Consider the following 18,993-nt stretch of genomic DNA (forward strand, 5'->3'; position numbering starts at 1 on the left):
ATTTTAGGACTGCTGGAGATCGATGATGCGACGCCTCGCTGTCCCTTTCCTGGCCCTGCTGCTCGGCTCGGCCACGCTGCCGGCCCCGGCGCAAGCCGGGCTGACGCCGGCGGCGACGGCGTCGCTCGACTCGGCGTCCCTGTCCGACCCTCGGGCGGCGATCGAGGCGGCGATCGGCGAGGACGACACCGTCACGCTCGGCGGCGTGGTCCTGAAGGCGAAGGACGTGCGCGAGCTTTATGCCGGCCGCGGCTGGTTCCCGCTGTGGATCGATTTCGACGGGCGGCTGGACCCGCGGGTGCAGCCGATCCTGGCGCGCCTGGCCGAGGCGCGGGAGGAGGGGCTGGTCCCGTCCGACTACTATGTCGAGCCGCTGCAGGAGCTGATCCGCTCCGCCGATGCCGACGACGTCGTTGCCGCCGAGATCCTGCTCAGCGCCGCGGTGATGCGCTACGGCGTCGACGTCCATGCCGGCCGGCTGGCGCCGCGGGAGATCGACAAGACCTTCGACATCACGCCGAAGCCGGTCGACCGCGCCGCCTTGGCCACCGCCGCGTCGATGCTGCCCGATCCGGATGCGTTCCTGGCCGATCTGGCGCCGAAGCACAAGCTGTACCAGCAGCTGAAGGGCGCGCTGCGCGGCTATAAGGCGCTGGCCGAGTCCGGCTGGCCGACCATCCCGCCCGGCGAGAGCCTGCGGCCGGGGCAGGAGAGCGACCGGGTGCCGGTGCTGCGGGCCCGTCTCGCCGCCACCGGGGAATTCGTCGGCGACCCGGCCGACCAGAGCCGCCTCTACGACCCGCTGCTGGTGACCGCGGTCGAGCAGTTCCAGGGCAAGCACGGGCTGAAGCCGGACGGCATCCTCGGCCGCGGGACGCTCGCCATGCTGAACCGGCAGGGGCCGGAGCGGATGAACAAGATCATCGCCAGCATGGAGCGGCTGCGCTGGCTGCCGGACGATCTCGGCGCGGACTACCTGATGGTCAACATCGCCGCGTTCACCATGGATGTCGTCGCCGACGGCCAGTTGGTGCGCAGCATGAACGTCGTGGTCGGCGAGGCCGACAACCAGACCCCGCTGTTCAACAGCGCCCTGACCTATCTCGAGTTCAACCCGACTTGGACGGTGCCGCCCTCGATCGCCGCCAAGGAGTATCTGCCGCGGCTGCGCAACAACCCGGGCTACCTCGCCAGCCGCAACTACAAGCTGTTCTCCGGCTGGGGCAGCGGGTCGCGGGAGATGAGCGCCGACTATGTCGACTGGAACAGCATCGGCCGCGGCACGATGCGGTCGCTGCGCATCCGGCAGGAGCCGGGGCCGGGCAACGCCCTCGGCAAGGTCAAGTTCATGATGGCGAACAACTGGAGCGTCTATCTCCACGACACGCCGTCGAAGAGCTACTTCCAGCGCGCCAACCGGGCGCTGTCGCATGGCTGCGTGCGGCTGCAGGATCCGATCTGGCTGGCCGACTATCTGCTGGAAGGGGCGCCGTCCTGGACTCCGGAGCGGCGGGCACGGGTGATGGGCAGCTGGACGCCGACGACGCGAATCAACCTGCCGACTCCGATGCCGCTCTACATCGTCTACCAGACCGCGTGGATCGATCAGACCGGCGAGGTGGCCTTCCGCGACGACATCTACGGCATCGACGCCAAGGTCATCGCAGCGCTCCAGGCCCGCGAAACCCGGCGCGAACAACTCGCATCTTCACGCTGAAATCCTCCTACAATTCGAGCGTTGCTGTAGCGGGCGTCCAAATTTCGGACGCCTCGCTGCGTTTTGTCTCAAAATTTTCGAGAGTCGATGGGAACTATACTTGCATTTTTGATATATTTACTTAGATGATTTCTGAAAGTGCGACGCATATACAACAATGTTGCGTTTATGTCACAGATATCGATTTGTAAATCTTTGAAGAAATGGTTGATTCCCGCTTCGTCCTGCATCACAAAGGTTCGCACCAAACGCCGGGCACCAGTATAGGCGTGTAAAGCGCCAGAAATGTCCGGCGGGTAGCGAGTGAAGGTTAGGAGCAGCGGGGACCGATGCAGAGACGGCAATTCCTGAGACTGTCGGCCGGGGCTGTCGCAGCCGCCGCCGTCGCGCCAATCGCACCACTCTCAGCCCTTGCCGCCACCAATAGACGAACGCTCCATCTCTACGACGCGCACAATCTCGTCGAGATCAAGGAAGAATACTGGGTCGACGGCTGGTACAACCCGGATATTCTGGCCAAGTTCAACTACTTCCTGCGCGACTGGCGGTCGGACGAGGTCCGCGCCATGGACCCGAAGCTGCTCGACATCCTCTATTCGCTGCAGCGCAAGGGCGGGTCGGCCGAGCCGATCCATGTCGTCTGCGGCTACCGCTCCCGCGCCACCAACGCCATGCTGGCCCGCCGCAGCCGCGGCGTCGCGCGCAACTCCCTGCACATCCGGGGACAGGCGGCCGACATCTTCATGCCGAATATGAGCCTCGCCTCCCTGCGCCGGAACGCGGTCGATCTCCAGGCCGGCGGCGTCGGCTATTATCCGCGGTCGAATTTCGTCCATGTCGACACCGGCGACATCCGCACCTGGTAGGGCGCGCCTGGTAAGGGCGCATAGCGATCGGGCGGGGGCCGCCGCCGGGCGGCCCTTTCCGTTTGTGCCCTACAGGTCGATCAGCGCATAGGGCCGGCCGCTCGGCTTCTCGATGGCCCAGGCGACGTTGTAGACCGGCGCCCCGCCCGGCGTCTGGCCCTGATAGACCCCGCGATGGGCATGGCCGTGCACCACCGCGCTCACGGTGAAGCGGTCGATCGTCTCGGCCAGGCGCGAGGAGCCGAGGAAGGGGTAGATCTCCAGGGGCTCGCCTTCGACCGTTTCGACGATCGGGGCGTAGTGCAGCACCACCAGCGCCCGCTGCGTCTTCACCGTCCGCATCGCGTTCTCCAGCCGCATCGCCTCGGACACGGCCACGGCGACGAACTCCTTGGTCTCCGGCTCGCCGAAGGATCCCAGCATGCGCCGGCCGAATCCGCCGGCGAATCCCTTGACGCCGACGAAGCCGACCCCGTCGACCTCGACCGCGTTGCCGTCGAGCAGGCGCAGCCCCGCCTGGATCAGGATCGAGCGCACCTCCTCGACGTGGCCGCATTCGTAGTCGTGGTTGCCCAGCACCCCGATCACCGGGATCGGGCAGGCGCGCAGATCCTCGGCCAGGCGCTCCGCCTGCTTGACCGTGCCGGTGTCGGTGAGATCGCCGCACAGCACCAGCGCGTCGGCCGCCTGGGCGATCTCGCCAAACATCTCGCGCAGCGGATCCGAGTTCTCCTTGACATGGATGTCGCCGATCGCGGCGACAGTGAATTTCTCCTTCTCCGCCATGGGTCGGTCCCGATGGTTGTGGGTTTCACGCGTCGCGCCACTCGCCTTCGCCGCCGACATCGGCAAAGCCCCACTGCTCGACCGCCATCGCGTAGTCGATCCGCGACAGCATGCGGCCGCGGCAGACCTTCATCTGCGGCGGCGGCAGGTCGAGCTGGTGGCCCAGCCGGTCCATCAGCTCGTCCATCAGCCAGCGCGGCACCCGGTCGCGCTCGGTCGGATAGACCCAGCGGAAGGTCAGCAGATGGACCAGCAGGATCTCCCAGTGCAGCTCCATGTAGCTCAACAGCCGCTGCCAGTCGATCTGGTCGTGCTGCTTCAGGATGACATGGACGACGTCGGCGCCGTCGTGGCGGTGACGCATCTGGATGAAGGCCTTGGACCAGACCAGCTCGGTCGGGGCGACGATCCGGACCTGGGTGCCGAACACCTCGATCTCGCGGGCGTGCGCGAACCACTGGTCGTGCACCGGCATGGTGCCGTTCGACGAGGCGTAGATCACGTCGAAGAAATGCCGGCCCTTGTGCACCTTGCCGAGCCAGCGCTCGTCCTCGATCTCGACCGAATAGCCGAGATCGCGGAAATGGCCGAGGATGCGCGGGCTGTCGCCGGCCTTGCAGAAGATGTCCAGGTCCTTGGTCGGCCGCGAGATGCCGGTATAGGCGCTGACGGCATAGGTCCCGGCCAGCAGGAAGGGCAGGCCGGTGGCGGCCAGCTCGCGCAGCGCCTCGGCATAGTACGCTTCCGCCTGCGGATCATGCGGCGTCGGCGCGGCGGCGGCGGTGATCGACGGAATCGCCAAGCCCTCTCGTTGCGACAGCAGTGTTGCAACAACCGGGCGGCGAGGCTGTCGGTTCCGCTATCGGACGTTCATCCTCCGGCCTCGTGCTTGGCGCAGAACGCCTCCGCATCGAGCGTCCGGAAATCCGCGAGCGCGCTGCGCAGCCGGTCGTGCGGCCAGTCCCACCAGGCCAGCGCCAGGAGGCGCGCCTCCACCGCCTCGGTCACCCGCCTGCGGATCGGCCGGGCCGGGCTGCCGGCGACGATGGTGTAGGGGGCGACGTCGCGCGTGACCACGGCGCCGGCCCCGATCGCGGCCCCGGTGCCGACCGTGACCCCGGGCAGCACGATGGCGCCGTGGCCGATCCAGACGTCGTGGCCGATCGCCACCCGGTTGTCGCGACGCCAAGCGAAGAAGTCGTCGTCATCCGCATCGGACAGGCCGTAGGCGGCGGAGCGATAGGTGAAATGGTGCTGTGTCGCCCGCCAGGTCGGATGGTTCGGCGCGTTCAGGCGGGTATAGGCCGCGATCGAGCAGAACTTGCCGATCTCGACACACCAGGCCATGGCGCCGTCCATCAGGTAGCTGTAGTCGCCGAGCTCGACCTCGTCGAGCACGGCCTGGGCGCCGACCTCGGTATAGGTGCCGAGCCGGCTGGCGGAGACGCGGGCGGTCGGATGGATCAGGGGCTCCGGCCCCAGGGTTTTCGGGCTCATCGGCCTCTCCACGGAAGGATCGTATAGAGGTCTAGACGAATTCGATGACGATTCTGCTGTCGTGCGGGTGATGGTCGCCGGACCCGTTCCACGCAACCTGGTGAGGGTGCAACCGACCTTTTGCTTTGGTTGCACCTTCTGATGCTGTGGTGGTACTACTCCACTCGCAATCCGGGAGCGGGGCAGGGCCATGGGCAGCACGACGTTCGGCGTGAAGATCGATGACGAGCTGCGGGCGCGGCTGAAGGCGGCGGCGGAGAAGCAGGGCCGCACCCCGCACTGGCTGGTCAAGCAGGCCATGCTGGCGATGCTCGACCGGGTCGAGCGTGGCGAGAGCTTCGGCGGGGTCGACGAGGCCGATGGCGTCGAGGTCGCCGACGGCGCGTCGGCGGTCGAGGAGGCCGGGCCGCAGCCCTTCCTGGAGTTCGCCCAGTCGGTGCAGCCGCAGACCGTGCTGCGCGCCAAGATCACCGCCGCCTATCGCCGGCCGGAGGAGGAGTGCCTGCCCTATATCCTGGCCGGCGCCACCCTGCCGAAGCCGGTGACCGACGGTGCCCGCGGCATCGCCCGCAGCCTGGTCGAGGCGCTGCGCGCCAAGGGCGTCGGCCATGGGGTCGAGGGGTTGATCCAGGAGTTCTCGCTGTCGAGCCATGAGGGCGTCGCCCTGATGTGCCTGGCCGAGGCGCTGCTGCGCATCCCCGACCGCGCCACCCGCGACGCGCTGATCCGCGACAAGATCGCCTCCGGCGACTGGCAGTCCCATGTCGGGCAGAGCCCGTCCATGTTCGTCAACGCCGCCGCCTGGGGGCTGGTGGTGACCGGGCGGCTGGTGACCACCAGCAGCGAGGCCGGCCTGTCCGCCGCCCTGACCCGGCTGATCGCCAAGGGCGGCGAGCCGGTGATCCGCAAGGGCGTCGACATCGCCATGCGGATGATGGGCGAACAGTTCGTCTCCGGCCAGACCATCTCCGAGGCGCTGGCCAACGGCCGGAAGATGGAGGCCAAGGGCTTCCGCTACTCCTACGACATGCTCGGCGAGGCGGCGACCACGGCGGCCGACGCCGACCGCTACTACCGCGACTACGAACAGGCGATCCACGCCATCGGCAAGGCGGGGGAGCGGCGCGGCATCTACGAAGGGCCGGGCATCTCGGTCAAGCTGTCGGCCCTGCATCCGCGCTATTCCCGCGCCCAGGCCGAGCGGGTGAAGGGTGAGCTGCTGCCGCGGCTGACGGCGCTGGCGGTGCTGGCCCGCAGCTACGACATCGGCCTCAACATCGATGCCGAGGAGGCCGACCGGCTGGAGCTGTCGCTCGACCTGCTGGAGGCGCTGTGCTTCGACCCGGCTCTGGCCGGGTGGAACGGCATCGGCTTCGTCGTCCAGGCCTATCAGAAGCGCTGCCCCTTCGTGATCGACTGGATCATCGACCTGGCCCGGCGCAGCGGCCACCGGCTGATGGTGCGGCTGGTCAAGGGTGCCTATTGGGACAGCGAGATCAAGCGCGCCCAGGTCGACGGCCTGGAAGGCTTCCCGGTCTACACCCGCAAGATCTACACCGACGTCTCCTACCTCGCCTGCGCCCGCAAGTTGCTGGCCGCGCCGGACGCGGTGTTCCCGCAATTCGCCACCCACAACGCCCAGACGCTGGCGACCATCTACAAGATGGCCGGCGAGAACTATTATCGCGGCCAGTACGAGTTCCAGTGCCTGCACGGCATGGGCGAGGGGCTGTACGAGGAGGTGGTCGGCCGCGACAAGCTGGATCGGCCGTGCCGGATCTACGCCCCGGTCGGCACCCATGAGACGCTGCTGGCCTATCTCGTCCGCCGCCTGCTCGAGAACGGGGCCAACACTTCCTTCGTCAACCGCATCGGCGACCCGGATGTCTCGGTCGACGAGCTGATCGCCGACCCGGTCGAGGCGGCACGCAAGGTGCAGCCGCTCGGCGCCCCGCATCCGAAGATCGCCCAGCCGCGCGCCCTGTTCGGCGAGGTCCGCGAGAATTCGGCGGGCCTCGACCTCACCAACGAGCAGCGCCTGGCCTCGCTCTCCGCCGCGCTGCTGGCCGGGGCCGACGCCATGGTCCGCGCCGTGCCGATGCTGGGCGACGGCGACCGCGACGGGCCGGCGCGAGAGGTCCGCAACCCGGCCGACCGGCGCGACGTGGTCGGGCAGGTGGTCGAGGCCTCGTCCGGGCAGGTCGACGAGGCGATGGCCCTGGCTGCCGCCGCGGCGCCGATCTGGCAGGCGACGCCGCCGGCCGACCGCGCCGCCTGCCTGCTGCGCGCCGCCGACCTGATGGAAGCGCGGATGCCGGCCCTGCTGGGCACCATCGTTCGCGAGGCCGGCAAGACCCTGTCGAACGCGATCGGCGAGGTGCGCGAGGCGGTCGATTTCCTGCGCTACTATGCGGCCCAGGTGCGGGATCAGTTCTCGAACGACACCCACCGGCCGCTCGGTCCGGTGGTCTGCATCAGCCCCTGGAACTTTCCGCTGGCGATCTTCACCGGCCAGGTTGCGGCGGCGCTGGCCGCCGGCAACGCCGTTCTGGCCAAGCCGGCCGAGGAGACGCCGCTGATCGCGGCCGCGGCGGTGCGCATCCTGCGCGAGGCCGGGGTGCCGGCCGGAGCGGTGCAACTGGTGCCCGGCGCGGGCGAGGTCGGGGCGCGGCTGGTGGCCGATCCCCGCACCCGCGGCGTGATGTTCACCGGCTCGACCGAGGTCGCCAAGATCATCCAGAAGGTGCTGGCCGACCGCCTCGACCCGGAGGGGCGTCCGATCCCGCTGATCGCCGAGACAGGCGGTCAGAACGCGCTGATCGTCGACAGCTCGGCGCTGCCGGAGCAGGTGGTGGGCGATGTCCTGACCTCGGCCTTCGACAGCGCCGGCCAGCGCTGCTCGGCCCTGCGCGTGCTGTGCCTGCAGGAGGATGTGGCCGACCGGGTGCTCACCATGCTGAAGGGCGCGATGGCCGAGCTCTCGGTCGGCAACCCCGACCGGCTCGCGGCCGATGTCGGCCCGGTGATCACCGAGGAGGCGCGGGCGGGCATCGCCAAGCATATCGAGGCGATGCGGGCCAAGGGCCGGAAGGTCCACGCCCTGCCGCTGCCGGAGGCGGCGAAGCACGGCACCTTCGTGCCGCCGACGCTGATCGAGATCGACGACATCGCCGAGCTGAAGCGCGAGGTGTTCGGGCCGGTGCTGCATGTGCTGCGCTACCGCCGCAACCGGCTCGACCGGCTGATCGGCGCGGTCAACGCCACCGGCTATGGCCTGACCTTCGGCGTGCACACGCGGATCGACGAGACCATCGCCCATGTCTCGCACCGCGCCGCAGCCGGCAATGTCTACGTGAACCGCAACCTGATCGGCGCCGTGGTCGGGGTGCAGCCCTTCGGTGGTCACGGCCTGTCCGGCACCGGGCCGAAGGCCGGCGGGCCGCTGTACCTGTACCGGCTGCTCTCGGTCCGACCCGAGGCCGGGCCGGTGCCGGCCGTCGACGACGCGGCTGCTGGCAAGCGCTTCCAGCCGCTGCGCGATTGGGTGGCCGGCCTGCGCAAGGCCGGTCTGGTGGCGGAGGCCGACCGCGTCGCTGCCTATGAGGGGCGCAGCCCGCTCGGCGTCACGCTCGATCTGCCGGGTCCGGTCGGCGAGAGGAACAGCTACGAGCTGGAGCCGCGCGGCGCTGTGCTCTGCCTGGCGCAGAGCACGACCGGCGCGGCGCTGCAGATCGGCGCGGCGCTGGCGACCGGCAACAAGGCGGTGCTGTCCGCCCCGAAGGAGATCGCCGACGCCCTGCTCGGGGCGATGCCGCCGTCGCTGAAGCCGCTGCTGTCCCGCGCCGACGACTGGTCTTCGGCGGAGGCCGATGCGGTCCTGTTCGAGGGCGACGGCGATGCCCTGCATGCGGTGAACCAGGCGGTCGCGGCCCGGCCGGGCCCGCTGGTGCCGGTCCAGGGCGCGACCCGCGCCGACCTGTCGGAGGGGCGGGCCTTCTACGCGCTCGAATGGCTGCTGCGCGAACGGTCGATCAGCAACAACACCGCCGCGGCCGGCGGTAATGCCAGCCTGATGACGATCGGGTGACCGCGGCGCGATCGATTACGAGTGCCAGAGCGCGAGCCCAGGTCCTGGCTCGGAAGTATACCGGGCTATGCGCCCGCCTTGGCTTAATTATTCCATAATTTTGTGATAGATATTCGTTCGGTTGCGTCAGGAATGTTCAAGGTTGTCGTTTATATCTGAGATGAAATTCAGTGTATAAGCTGAAATTCCTGACGCACTGAAATTGCTGCCCTTGCTGAGAGCTTTCAATTCGGTTTGAGCAGCTTGATTTGTTGACGACGTTCTTTGCCTCGGATCGGCAGGGCGACAGTCATGGGGGCTTCTGCGAGCGGCTTTGCGCTGAGACTCTTCGGGGATCCGCGATTGATCGGTCCCGACGGGAGCGACTGCACGCCGCGTCTGCGAAAGGCCTTCTGCCTCCTGGCCTATATCGCCCTGCAGCCGAACGGGCAGGCGCGCCGTGAACGGCTTGTCGGGCTGCTCTGGGGCGATCGGGACCAGTTGCAGGCGCAGACGTCGCTGCGCCACGCGCTGCTGGAGCTCCGGCGGACCTTCGGCAAGTCCGTCGGTGACGTGCTGGCCGCGGATCGTCTCGACGTGCGCCTTGATACACAGGCCGTCGCCGTCGATGCCCTGGAGGTCGACAGGCTTCTGGCCATCGGCACAGCGGAGGCGGTCCTGCGGGCGAGCGCCGCCTGGCTGGGCGAGTTCCTGGGTGATGTCGCCGCGCCCGATCCGGCCTTCGATGAATGGTTGATGTCAGAGCGCGAGTCCCGCCGGTCCGCCATCCTGCGCGCGCTGGAGAAGGCCATCGCCGACGCGGAAAAGGTCGAGCGGGAATCGGATCTGGAAGCCCTGGCCGAAGCCCTCCTGCGGATCGATCCCGCCCATGAAGGCGGCCACCGCGTGCTGATCGATCTGCACGCCCGCAAGGGCGCCATCGGGGCGGCGCTGCGACAGTTCGAGCAGTGCCGCAAGGCCCTGGCCCGCCTGCTCGATGTCGAGCCCTCGGCCGAGCTCCGGTCCCATGTCGACGCCCTTCGCCGGCGGCTGGAGGAGAGACCACGCCAATCAGCGGCACCGGCCCGGCGGGCGGTTCCGCATCGGACACCGATCGTGGCGGTCTTCGCCCAGCCCCCGATCGGGCCGCCCGAGCTGGTGCGGGATCTGTCGCATCTCCTGGAAGACGAGCTCGTCATCGCGCTGTCCCGGTACCGGACCTTCTCGACCCGGCTGGTCGCATCGCCCGAGCAGGCGTTCGAGGCCGGCCAGTATCTGCTGCGGACCGGCCTCCGGCACGACGGCCGCATCTGCCGCTACGGCATGCGCCTCGGCGACACGACGACCAATCTGCAGCATCTGGCCGAGGTGTTCACCTTTCCGGCGGTCCTGGATCTGGCGTCGGTGCTGCCGCATCTGGCCGGCTTCGTGCTACGGGTCGACCATGTCATCCGGACCGAGCGCAGGCCCCGGCTCGGCGAGAGCGCCGACGCTTATGATCTGTGGCTCGCCGGCGACCGGATGGCGGAGACCTTCAGCAGCGAGGCGTTCGATGCCGCCGTGCCGCTGCTGAACCGGGCGGCGGCGGCGGATCCGGGCTTCGCGCGGCCGCTCTCCGGCCTCGCCTCGATCGAGCTCTCGCGGCAGCAGCTGGTGCCCGGGATGAAAAGCAGCGCCGAAACCCTCGCGCATGCGACCCGGCTCGCCCGGGACGCTCTCGCGATCGATCCTTGGGACAGCTACGGGCACATGATCGCCGCCTGGGCCTATCTGCGCCAGCGGATGCCGGAGCAGGCGCGGCGGCATTTCGAGCAGGGGCGGGCCCTCAATCCGGAGGACCCGATGACGCTGATCGCCTGTGCCGAAGGGCTTGCGCATCTCGGCTCGGTCGACGAGGCGATCCGGTGCGGCGAACGGGCCCTGGCGATCCATCCGGCTCCGCCGGCCTACTTCTACTGGTACCTGGCCGTGGCCTGCATGCATGCCGGTGCCCATGAGCGCGCGCTCGCGCTCGCACCGCTCGGTCCGGATACGGTCCCAGAACTCGTCGCCTGGCGCGCGGTGGCCCTGGCCGCGACGGGCCGAGCCGCCGAAGCCAGGGCGGCCGGCGAGGAGTTCTTCCGGCGCCTCGGGCGCAACTGGCGCGGGGAGGGGCCGTTCACCCGCGAACGTGCTCTGCAATGGCTCGATGAAGTTGTGCTTATCCCCGACGAGGGCAGGCGGCGGGATTTCCTCGACGCCGTGTCACGGATCACCCGCTCCTGAGATCGGGCCGGCCGCTCACCTGCATCCGCAGAGGACCATGAAGCCGAGCCTCTTGATGTACTCGCCCCGGTCCTGCTGATCCTTGAAGACGGTTTGCACCTGGGGGATGACGATGTTGATCACATCGTCGGTGTCCACGACGATATTCAGGCTCTTGCCGGCCACGGCCTTGGGATCGAGGCCGTTGCGAAGGGTCGGCTGCTGCAGGAGCGTCTTTGCGTTTCGGATGAAGTCGTGCAGGGCAACCGGATCCGTGGCCGCCTTGAAGACTTCCTCGCCGACTGCCAGAAGCTGGGCCTGATTGCCCAAATTGGTCACGGAAAAATCGTGGGGTGTAGCGATCGGATCGAAACGCGGCATGGTTTTGCCCTCGAACGCTATCTCAAAGAAGCGACCGTGCTGCGATCGGCCGGAAATGGAAAGCCATCCATAGGGATGCGCAGCCCCGTCCGGAAGACGCAGGAGTGAGCCGCGCCAGACGGTTCTCGGACGCGCCGTCAGCCCTCCAGCGAGCCGCGGGCGATCCGGTAGACATGGACCGGCTGCGTGATGTTCCTGAGCTCGCACCTGCCGAGCGCTTCGAAGCGCACCCCCGCCACATCGCCGACCTCGGCGACGACGCCGTCGGACAGATAGACGTCGCCCGGCTCGGCAAGGGCCTGAAGGCGGGCGGCGATGTTCAGAGGATGTCCGTACAGATCGCCGTCGACGGCAATGCTCTCGCCGGCGCAGATGCCCATGTGCAGCCGAAGATCACCGTCGACCGCGGCCCCGGCCCGCGTCGAGTTCAGCGCGCGCTGCAGCGCGACGGCGCAGTTCACCGCGTCTGTGGAACGGGGAAACGCCATCAGCGTGGCGTCGCCCGCGGAGCTGGCGATCCATCCACGATGCGCGTGCATCGTCGGCAGAATCAGGCGCCTTCGGAGCTCGTGCAGACGAAGGACGGTGGCAAGGTCATCGAGCTCGACCTGGCGGCTGAACCCCGCGACATCCGCGATCAGGACGCAAAGCCGCCGCCGCTCGATCTGAGGTGGAGAGGGCGGGTCCGCACAAGGTGCGAAGACCCGGCCCGTGGTCGGAGCGATGAGGTCGCCGGTCGTTCCGGTGATGCGCATGAGAGGCCTCCCTGCCATTTTCCGGCCCCGTGGGTTCGGGGCGATGAAGGGAGTCTCTCCGGAGATGCGTCAGGCTCCGTGCACGGACCGGACCTCGACCGTGAAAACTGCGTGATCCGAGGACGCGGGCCATCCGGACCAGAACCCGTCGGCCGGCGAGGCGGCTGGGCGCCTCGCCGCCGAGCGGATCCGTCCTTACCCGGCTATCGTGGCCCGATCACTCCGCCGGCATCGGCGGCGCGACGGGGCCGCGATCGGTGGTGCTCTCGCCGGACCGCGACCGCCGCGCCGGGACGAGCCGTTCGAGCGCCGCCAGACCGGCCTGCAGGATACGCTCGAGATGGGTCGCCAGCCGCGGCCAGAAGCGGCGGTCGAAATGCGAGGCGAATTCGCGGTTGATCCGCACCACCCGCCAATAGGTCTCCTCCCATTCGTGGAAGGCGTGCGTCAGCTCGCGGCTCTGCTGCTGCGAGACGCGGAGGAGGGCGCAGTCGCAGCGCGCTTCGATCCGGGCGCTGCCGCCCAGCGGGTCGAACACCACCCGGTGACCGCTGGGCCTGTGGCGCAGCAGCCCTCGGCTGATGTCGAACTCGGCCGGGGAGGTGCGCAGGGCGGCAATCATCGGGCTTACATCGAGGTAGGCCATGTCGATCCTCCTGAAATGCCTCGCGGCGTGGAGGTCTCATCCCGGAGGATGCGGCGCACGTCCCGAGCGGCGACGGGTCGCCCGCGTCGCGAGGTCATCGTTCCGGCCAGATCGTCGAAGACGGGCCCCCGATCCCGGCTCGTGGTGGGCCTGGCCGCGATGTCCCACCCGCACCCGCCCCCCGGCACGGGCCGAAGCGGTTCTGCACAGTGGATGGAAAAATCATGGACCCATGGCCGGCCGAGTCAATCGGCTTCGACGGTCTTCGGGCGATACCGCCGATGAGCCGGCCGGTCTCCCCGTGGTCGGCAACGGCTTGGTGTGTCGCTGCAAAATACATTTCACACATGCATTTTCTGTTAATTGACATTTTGTCCTACAGGATTATGTATTGGCGATCGGGCCGCCGGGGTGGCGGCCACTCCGGATTCAATGCGATGTCGACGGTTTCTCTCTCCGGCGGGCAGGCAGCCGCCCCTCGTCTTGCCCCGACGGCCAATCTGCGCGTCGCTGGCCTGGCCGGGCTGGTGCTGATTGCCGGCGTGCTGCTGCTCTCCGCCGCGATCGATGCCCGTCAGGCCGCGCTCTACGTCCTGGGCGCGGCCCTCGGCGCGGTGCTCTACCACGCCGCCTTCGGCTTCACCTCGGCTTGGCGGGTGTTCATCGCCGACGGCCGCGGCGCCGGGCTGCGGGCGCAGATGGTGATGCTGGCGGTCGCCGTCCTGCTGTTCTTCCCGGCGCTGTCGGCCGGCACGCTGTTCGGCCAGCCGGTCGCCGGCAATGTCTCGCCGCTCGGCACCTCGGTGGTGGTCGGCGCCTTCATCTTCGGCATCGGCATGCAGCTCGGCGGCGGCTGCGCCTCCGGCACGCTCTACACCGTCGGCGGCGGTTCCACCCGCATGGTGCTGACGCTCGTCTTCTTCATCGTCGGCTCGGCGATCGGCGCCGCGCATCTGCACTGGTGGACGGCGCTGCCCTCGCTGCCGCCGGTGTCGCTGGTGACCAGCCTCGGGCTGTGGCCGGCGCTGCTGCTCAGCCTCGCCGCCTTCGCCGCGATCGCAGCCCTGACGGTGGTGCGGGAGCGTCGGCTTCACGGCGCCCTGGTGGCGGCCGAGCCGCCGGCGACGCGGGGTCTGCAGCGGCTGCTGCGCGGCCCCTGGCCGCTGATCTGGGGTGGCGTCGCCCTGGCGGTGCTCAACTTCGTCACCTTGGCCCTGGCCGGCCGGCCCTGGGGCATCACCTCGGCCTTCGCCCTCTGGGGCTCGAAGGCGGCGGCGCTGGTCGGCTTCGATCCGGCGAGCTGGCCCTACTGGTCGAAGCCGGCCAATGCCGCGGCGCTGAACGGCAGCATCCTGGCCGACGTCACCTCGGTCATGGATATCGGCATCATCGTCGGCGCGCTGGCGGCCGCCGGCCTCGCCGGGCGCTTCGCCCCGGTCTGGCGCATCCCAGCGCGCCAGGTCGCCGCCGCCGTGGTCGGCGGGCTGCTGCTCGGCTACGGCGCCCGGCTGGCCTATGGCTGCAACATCGGCGCCTATTTCTCCGGCATCGCCTCGGGCAGCCTGCATGGCTGGCTGTGGCTCGTCGCCGCCTTCTTCGGCAATGTCGCCGGCACCTGGCTGCGGCCGGCCTTCGGGCTGGAGGTGGAGCGGACGCCGCGTCTCACCGGCTGCTGACATAGGTCACCGATCCTCGCTACTCTGGCTGCCGAGGATCCAGATCACAGCGGTGCCGAGATGAGCTCCGAGACGCAGACTGCCGCCAACCCGCTGCTCGCAGAATGGAACACGCCGTTCGGCAGCCCGCCCTGGGAACGGATCTCGGTCGCGCATTTCCGCCCGGCCTTCGACGCCGCGCTGGCCGAGCATCTCCGCGAGATCGAGGCGATCGCCGGCGACCCGGCGGAGCCGAGCTTCGACAACACCGTCGCGGCGCTGGAGCGCAGCGGCCGGGCGCTGCGCCGGGTCGCCGGCGTGTTCTTCAACCTGACCTCGGCGCACAGCAGCGACGAATTGCAGGCGGTGGAGCGCGAGGTCGCCCCGCTGCTGGCCCGGCATCACAACGCGATCCAGCAGAACCCGGCGCTGTTCCGCCGGGTCGACTCGCTGTTCGCCCGCCGCGGCGAACTCGGCCTGACGCCGGAGCAGGAGCGGGTGCTGGAGCGCTATCATCTCGGCTTCACCCGCGCCGGTGCCGGGCTCGAGGACGGGGCGAAGCGCCGTCTGGCCGAGATCGTCGAGCGCCTGGCCACGCTCGGCACCGCCTTCGGCCAGAACGTGCTGGCCGACGAGAAGGCCTATGCTCTGGTGCTGGACGGCGAGGCCGACCTCGCCGGCCTGCCGCAGGAGCTGCGCGACGCGGCCGCCGCCGCGGCGGCGGAGCGCGGCTTGCCGGGCAAGCACGCGATCACGCTGGGGCGGTCGAGCGTCGAACCCTTCCTGCAGTTCTCCACCCGGCGCGACCTGCGCGAGACGGCGTTCAAGGCCTGGATCGCGCGCGGCGAGGGCGCGGCGTCCGACAACCGGCCGATCATCGCCGAGACCGTGGCTCTGCGGGCGGAGCAGGCGCGGCTGCTCGGCTACCCCAGCTACGCCCATTTCCGCCTTGCCGACACCATGGCCAAGACACCGGAGGCGGCACGGGACCTGCTGCACTCGGTCTGGCGCCCGGCCCGCGCCCGCGCTTTGCGAGAGCAGGAGAAGCTGCAGGCGCTGGTCGCGGCCGAGGGCGGTAATTTCGAGATCGCGGCCTGGGACTGGCGCTACTACGCCGAGCAGCAGCGCAAGCGGGAGTTCGACCTCGACGAGAGCGAGCTCAAGCCCTACCTGCAGCTCGAGCGCATGATCGCGGCCGCCTTCGACGTGGCGCATCGCCTGTTCGGCCTGTCCTTCACCGAGCGGCGCGACGTGCCGGCCTGGCACCCGGATGTCCGCACCTGGGAGGTGACGGGCCCCGACGGCCGCTTGGTGGGACTGTTCTACGGCGACTATTTCGCCCGGCCGTCGAAGCGCAGTGGCGCCTGGATGGAGGCGATCCGCGAGCAGGAGAATCTCGACGGCGAGGTGCGGCCGATCGTCGTCAACGTGATGAACTTCGCCAAGGCGGCGGAGGGCGCGCCGAGCCTGCTCAGCTTCGACGACGCCCGCACCCTGTTCCATGAGTTCGGCCACGCCCTGCACGGGCTGATGTCCGACCTGAGCTACCGGACCATCGCCGGCACCAATGTGGCGCTCGACTTCGTCGAGTTCCCGTCGCAGCTCTACGAGCACTGGCTGGAGCGGCCGGAGATCCTGCGCCGCCATGCGCTGCACTACCGCACCGGCGAGCCGATGCCGGAGGCGCTGCTGCAGCGGGTGCTGGCGGCCCGCACCTTCAACCAGGGCTTCGCCACGGCCGAATACGTCGCCTCGGCCCTGGTCGATCTCGACTTCCATGCGGCGGGCGCCGACGCCTCCGACCCGGCGGCCTTCGAGCTCGCGGCGCTGGACCGGATCGGCATGCCGTCCGCGATCGTGATGCGGCACCGGCCGCCGCACTTCCAGCACGTCTTCGCCGGCGGCGGCTATGCCGCCGGCTACTACAGCTATCTGTGGTCGGAGGTGCTGGATGCCGACGGCTTCGGCGCCTTCGAGGAGGCGGGCGACGTGTTCGACCCGGCGACGGCGCAGCGTCTGGCGGAGTTCGTCTATTCCGCCGGCTATCGCCGTGATCCGGCCGAGGCCTACCGCGCCTTCCGCGGCAGGCCGCCCGAACCGGAGGCGCTGCTGAAGAAGCGCGGCCTGGACGAAGCCGCCTGAGGGCCTCTACGCCCGCTCTTCTGCCCAGATCGCATCCAACCCTTCGCGATAGCTCGGATAGGCGAGGTGTACCCCGAGCTCCTCCGTGATCCGGTCGATCTTCAGCCGCTTGCACTCCGAATAGAACTCCCGGCCGAGCGGCGACAGGCCGGCCTGCTCGAACGGCACCAGCGGCGGCGGGTCGATGCCGAGCAGCCGGGCCGCGTGCTCGATCGGGTCGTTCGGGCTGGAGGGGTGGCCGTCGGCGACGTTGTAGACCGCGCCCGGATCCGGCCGGCGCATCGAGGCCATCAGCACGGTGCCGATGTCGTCGACATGGATGCGGTTGAACACCTGGCCCGGCTTGTCGATGCGTCGGGCGCGGCCGTGTCGCAACTGGTCGAAGGCGCTGCGCCCCGGCCCGTAGATGCCGGCCAGACGGAACACCTGCACCGGCACGCCGGTGTCCCGGAAGGCCGCGAACCAGGCGCGCTCCGCCTCCAGCCGTTTCCAGCCGCGCGGTGATCCCGGGGTCGGGTCGGCGGTCTCGTCGATCCAGGCCCCGCCGCGGTCGCCATAGACCGACGGGGTCGAGAGATAGCCGACCCAGCGCAGCTCGGGCAGCGCCCTCAGCGCCCCGGCCAGCGCCGGCACCGCCGGGTCGCCCGATTCCTCCGGCGAGATCGACTGGATCAGATGCGTGGTCCCGGCGAGCGCCGCAGGGTCGAGCGGCTGGCCCGGACCGAAGCCGTGGGCGTCGAAGCCTTCCTCGCGCAGCATCGCCAGCCTGTCGGCATCGCGGGTGGTGCCGGCGACCTGCCAGCCGAGATTGCGCAGCCGCCGCGCCAGCCGCGTCATGCTGTAGCCGAGGCCGAAGACGAAGAGCCGGCCGGGTCGCAGATCGTCCATCGGATGTCGCGTCTCTGTTGCCTTTCGGGGGACCGCTATAGCAATGTGGCGGCCGGGACGTCGACGGTGCGTCCCGCGACGCCCCCGGGATGCTCAAAGGCAACGGGGTCTTTGGACGGATAGATCCAAGCGATATCCGCGCGTGCCGCCCACCGTCCGCTGCCGGTCCTCGGGCCGGCCGTGCCGGCATGGCGTGGAGCCAGGAGGGCATGATGGCGGGCAAGCTGGGCGTGATGGTCTGCGGCCATGGCAGCCGGGACCAGGGGGCCGTGGACGAATTCGCCGCCGTGTCCCTGCAACTGCGCCGGCGCCTGCCGCAATACGAGGTCGATTACGGCTATCTCGAATTCGCCCGGCCGATCATCCGCGACGGGCTGGACCGGCTGCGCGCCAAGGGCGTGACCGAGGTGCTGGCGATTCCGGGCATGCTGTTCGCCGCCGGCCACGCCAAGAACGACATCCCGTCGGTGCTCAACACCTATCAGGCGCAGCATCCGGGCCTGACCATCCGCTACGGCCGCGAGCTGGGCATCGATGTGAAGATGCTGCGCGCCGCCGGTGAGCGGGTGCAGGAGGCGGTGGAGATCGCCGACGCGCGGCGTGAGGACGGGCCGATCGGGCGGCACGAGACCATGCTGGTCGTGGTCGGCCGCGGCGCGTCGGATCCCGATGCCAACTCCAATGTCGCGAAGGTCATGCGCATGCTGTGGGAGGGGATGGGCTTCGGCTGGGGCGAGACCGCCTATTCCGGCGTCACCTTCCCGCTGGTCGAGCCGGCGCTGGAGCATGCGGCCAAGCTAGGCTACCGCCGCATCGTCGTGTTCCCGTATTTCCTGTTCACCGGAATCCTGGTCGACCGGATCTACGACTCGACCGACGCGGTGGCGGCGCGCCACCCGGAGATCGAGTTCGTCAAGGCGCGCTACCTGAACGACCACCCGCTGGTGCTGGAGGCGCTGGAGGACCGGATCGCCGAGATCCTCGACGGCACCGGCAACATGAACTGCCAGATGTGCAAGTACCGGATGCAGGTCCTGGGCTTCGAGGCCGAGGTCGGCCTGCCGCAGGAGAGCCATCACCATCACGTCGAAGGCATCGGCAGCGGCCCGGCGCACCACCATCACGATCATGATCACGGGCACGGCCATCACCACGATCATGGGCACCACCATGATCACGACCATGATCACCACGATGGCCACGGCCACCATCACCATCATCACGGCGACGGCCGTCATCACCATCACGATCATGGGCACGGCCATAGCCATGACCATGGGCATCACCATCATCCCTATCCCCATGCCGACCACCCGCTGGGGCCGAAGAGCCTGAAGAAGGCCGGGTGAG

Annotated in this window: 14 protein-coding genes; 7 read left to right on the plus strand and 7 right to left on the minus strand. The window is 69.2% G+C overall.

Translation table 11 applies throughout. From position 1 onward, the window contains the following. Positions 1 to 25 precede the first annotated feature (25 nt). Positions 26 to 1,717 carry a L,D-transpeptidase family protein gene (locus G537_RS42160; protein WP_051248575.1) on the plus strand — a complete coding sequence of 564 codons (1,692 nt, stop codon included), beginning with the start codon at positions 26 to 28 and terminating at the stop codon, positions 1,715 to 1,717. Between the two features lie 329 nt (positions 1,718 to 2,046). After that, positions 2,047 to 2,583 carry a peptidoglycan L,D-endopeptidase MepK gene (gene mepK, locus G537_RS0118095; RefSeq protein ID WP_026871320.1) on the plus strand — a complete coding sequence of 179 codons (537 nt, stop codon included), beginning with the start codon at positions 2,047 to 2,049 and terminating at the stop codon, positions 2,581 to 2,583. Between the two features lie 69 nt (positions 2,584 to 2,652). Here mepK and G537_RS0118100 read toward each other — a convergent pair whose 3' ends face one another. From G537_RS0118100 to G537_RS0118110, 3 genes are all read right to left on the minus strand, one after another. Beyond that, positions 2,653 to 3,369, minus strand: coding sequence for a metallophosphoesterase family protein (locus G537_RS0118100; protein ID WP_026871321.1), 717 nt, complete (start codon positions 3,367 to 3,369; stop codon positions 2,653 to 2,655). Positions 3,370 to 3,394: 25 nt separating this feature from the next. Beyond that, positions 3,395 to 4,171 (minus strand): nucleotidyltransferase family protein, encoded by a 777-nt coding sequence (locus G537_RS0118105; protein ID WP_034852144.1) that lies wholly within the window; start codon positions 4,169 to 4,171, stop codon positions 3,395 to 3,397. 68 nt (positions 4,172 to 4,239) lie between these two features. Further along, entirely contained in the window at positions 4,240 to 4,866 is a 627-nt protein-coding gene (locus G537_RS0118110) for a DapH/DapD/GlmU-related protein (protein WP_026871323.1), read from the minus strand. A 190-nt stretch (positions 4,867 to 5,056) separates the two neighbouring features. Between G537_RS0118110 and putA the strand changes: the two genes are divergently transcribed. Continuing rightward, the gene (gene putA / locus G537_RS0118115) at positions 5,057 to 8,953 is read left to right on the plus strand and encodes a trifunctional transcriptional regulator/proline dehydrogenase/L-glutamate gamma-semialdehyde dehydrogenase (RefSeq protein WP_026871324.1); all 3,897 of its coding nucleotides are present in this window, start codon (positions 5,057 to 5,059) and stop codon (positions 8,951 to 8,953) included. A gap of 342 nt (positions 8,954 to 9,295) precedes the next feature. Further along, positions 9,296 to 11,197, plus strand: coding sequence for an AfsR/SARP family transcriptional regulator (locus tag G537_RS0118120; RefSeq protein ID WP_026871325.1), 1,902 nt, complete (start codon positions 9,296 to 9,298; stop codon positions 11,195 to 11,197). A 15-nt stretch (positions 11,198 to 11,212) separates the two neighbouring features. On the opposite strand, the gene G537_RS0118125 is transcribed toward G537_RS0118120, so the two are convergent. The 3 genes from G537_RS0118125 to G537_RS0118135 form a co-directional block, all read right to left on the minus strand. Next, on the minus strand, positions 11,213 to 11,557 hold the full coding sequence (locus G537_RS0118125; protein ID WP_026871326.1) for a hypothetical protein: 345 nt from the start codon (positions 11,555 to 11,557) through the stop codon (positions 11,213 to 11,215). Positions 11,558 to 11,694: 137 nt separating this feature from the next. Beyond that, a complete protein-coding gene (locus G537_RS0118130; RefSeq protein WP_026871327.1) occupies positions 11,695 to 12,312 on the minus strand; it encodes an adenylate/guanylate cyclase domain-containing protein in 618 nt (205 codons plus the stop codon). Positions 12,313 to 12,529: 217 nt separating this feature from the next. After that, entirely contained in the window at positions 12,530 to 12,958 is a 429-nt protein-coding gene (locus tag G537_RS0118135) for a hypothetical protein (protein ID WP_026871328.1), read from the minus strand. 437 nt (positions 12,959 to 13,395) lie between these two features. Between G537_RS0118135 and G537_RS0118140 the strand changes: the two genes are divergently transcribed. Then, positions 13,396 to 14,634 (plus strand): YeeE/YedE family protein, encoded by a 1,239-nt coding sequence (locus G537_RS0118140; RefSeq protein WP_026871329.1) that lies wholly within the window; start codon positions 13,396 to 13,398, stop codon positions 14,632 to 14,634. Between the two features lie 60 nt (positions 14,635 to 14,694). Next, complete coding sequence (locus G537_RS0118145; RefSeq protein ID WP_026871330.1) at positions 14,695 to 16,755, plus strand: M3 family metallopeptidase; 2,061 nt, start codon at positions 14,695 to 14,697, stop codon at positions 16,753 to 16,755. 6 nt (positions 16,756 to 16,761) lie between these two features. On the opposite strand, the gene G537_RS0118150 is transcribed toward G537_RS0118145, so the two are convergent. Further along, positions 16,762 to 17,643 (minus strand): SDR family oxidoreductase, encoded by an 882-nt coding sequence (locus tag G537_RS0118150; RefSeq protein ID WP_034852145.1) that lies wholly within the window; start codon positions 17,641 to 17,643, stop codon positions 16,762 to 16,764. A 212-nt stretch (positions 17,644 to 17,855) separates the two neighbouring features. Here G537_RS0118150 and G537_RS0118155 point away from each other — a divergent pair, with 212 nt between their 5' ends. Continuing rightward, complete coding sequence (locus tag G537_RS0118155; protein WP_026871332.1) at positions 17,856 to 18,992, plus strand: sirohydrochlorin chelatase; 1,137 nt, start codon at positions 17,856 to 17,858, stop codon at positions 18,990 to 18,992. The last annotated feature ends 1 nt before the right edge of the window (position 18,993 follow it).

This window comes from Inquilinus limosus DSM 16000 (assembly GCF_000423185.1).
Taxonomy (GTDB): Bacteria; Pseudomonadota; Alphaproteobacteria; order DSM-16000; family Inquilinaceae; genus Inquilinus; species Inquilinus limosus.

Excerpts from the sequence above, each read along its gene's own strand:
- G537_RS42160 (WP_051248575.1), top strand. The coding sequence starts at position 26 with ATGCGACGCCTCGCTGTCCCTTTCCTGGCCCTGCTGCTCGGCTCGGCC.
- putA (WP_026871324.1), top strand. The coding sequence starts at position 5,057 with ATGGGCAGCACGACGTTCGGCGTGAAGATCGATGACGAGCTGCGGGCG.
- G537_RS0118150 (WP_034852145.1), bottom strand. The coding sequence starts at position 17,643 with ATGGACGATCTGCGACCCGGCCGGCTCTTCGTCTTCGGCCTCGGCTAC.
- G537_RS0118130 (WP_026871327.1), bottom strand. The coding sequence starts at position 12,312 with ATGCGCATCACCGGAACGACCGGCGACCTCATCGCTCCGACCACGGGC.
- G537_RS0118145 (WP_026871330.1), top strand. The coding sequence starts at position 14,695 with ATGAGCTCCGAGACGCAGACTGCCGCCAACCCGCTGCTCGCAGAATGG.
- G537_RS0118155 (WP_026871332.1), top strand. The coding sequence starts at position 17,856 with ATGGCGGGCAAGCTGGGCGTGATGGTCTGCGGCCATGGCAGCCGGGAC.
- G537_RS0118135 (WP_026871328.1), bottom strand. The coding sequence starts at position 12,958 with ATGGCCTACCTCGATGTAAGCCCGATGATTGCCGCCCTGCGCACCTCC.
- G537_RS0118110 (WP_026871323.1), bottom strand. The coding sequence starts at position 4,866 with ATGAGCCCGAAAACCCTGGGGCCGGAGCCCCTGATCCATCCGACCGCC.
- mepK (WP_026871320.1), top strand. The coding sequence starts at position 2,047 with ATGCAGAGACGGCAATTCCTGAGACTGTCGGCCGGGGCTGTCGCAGCC.
- G537_RS0118125 (WP_026871326.1), bottom strand. The coding sequence starts at position 11,557 with ATGCCGCGTTTCGATCCGATCGCTACACCCCACGATTTTTCCGTGACC.
- G537_RS0118100 (WP_026871321.1), bottom strand. The coding sequence starts at position 3,369 with ATGGCGGAGAAGGAGAAATTCACTGTCGCCGCGATCGGCGACATCCAT.
- G537_RS0118140 (WP_026871329.1), top strand. The coding sequence starts at position 13,396 with ATGTCGACGGTTTCTCTCTCCGGCGGGCAGGCAGCCGCCCCTCGTCTT.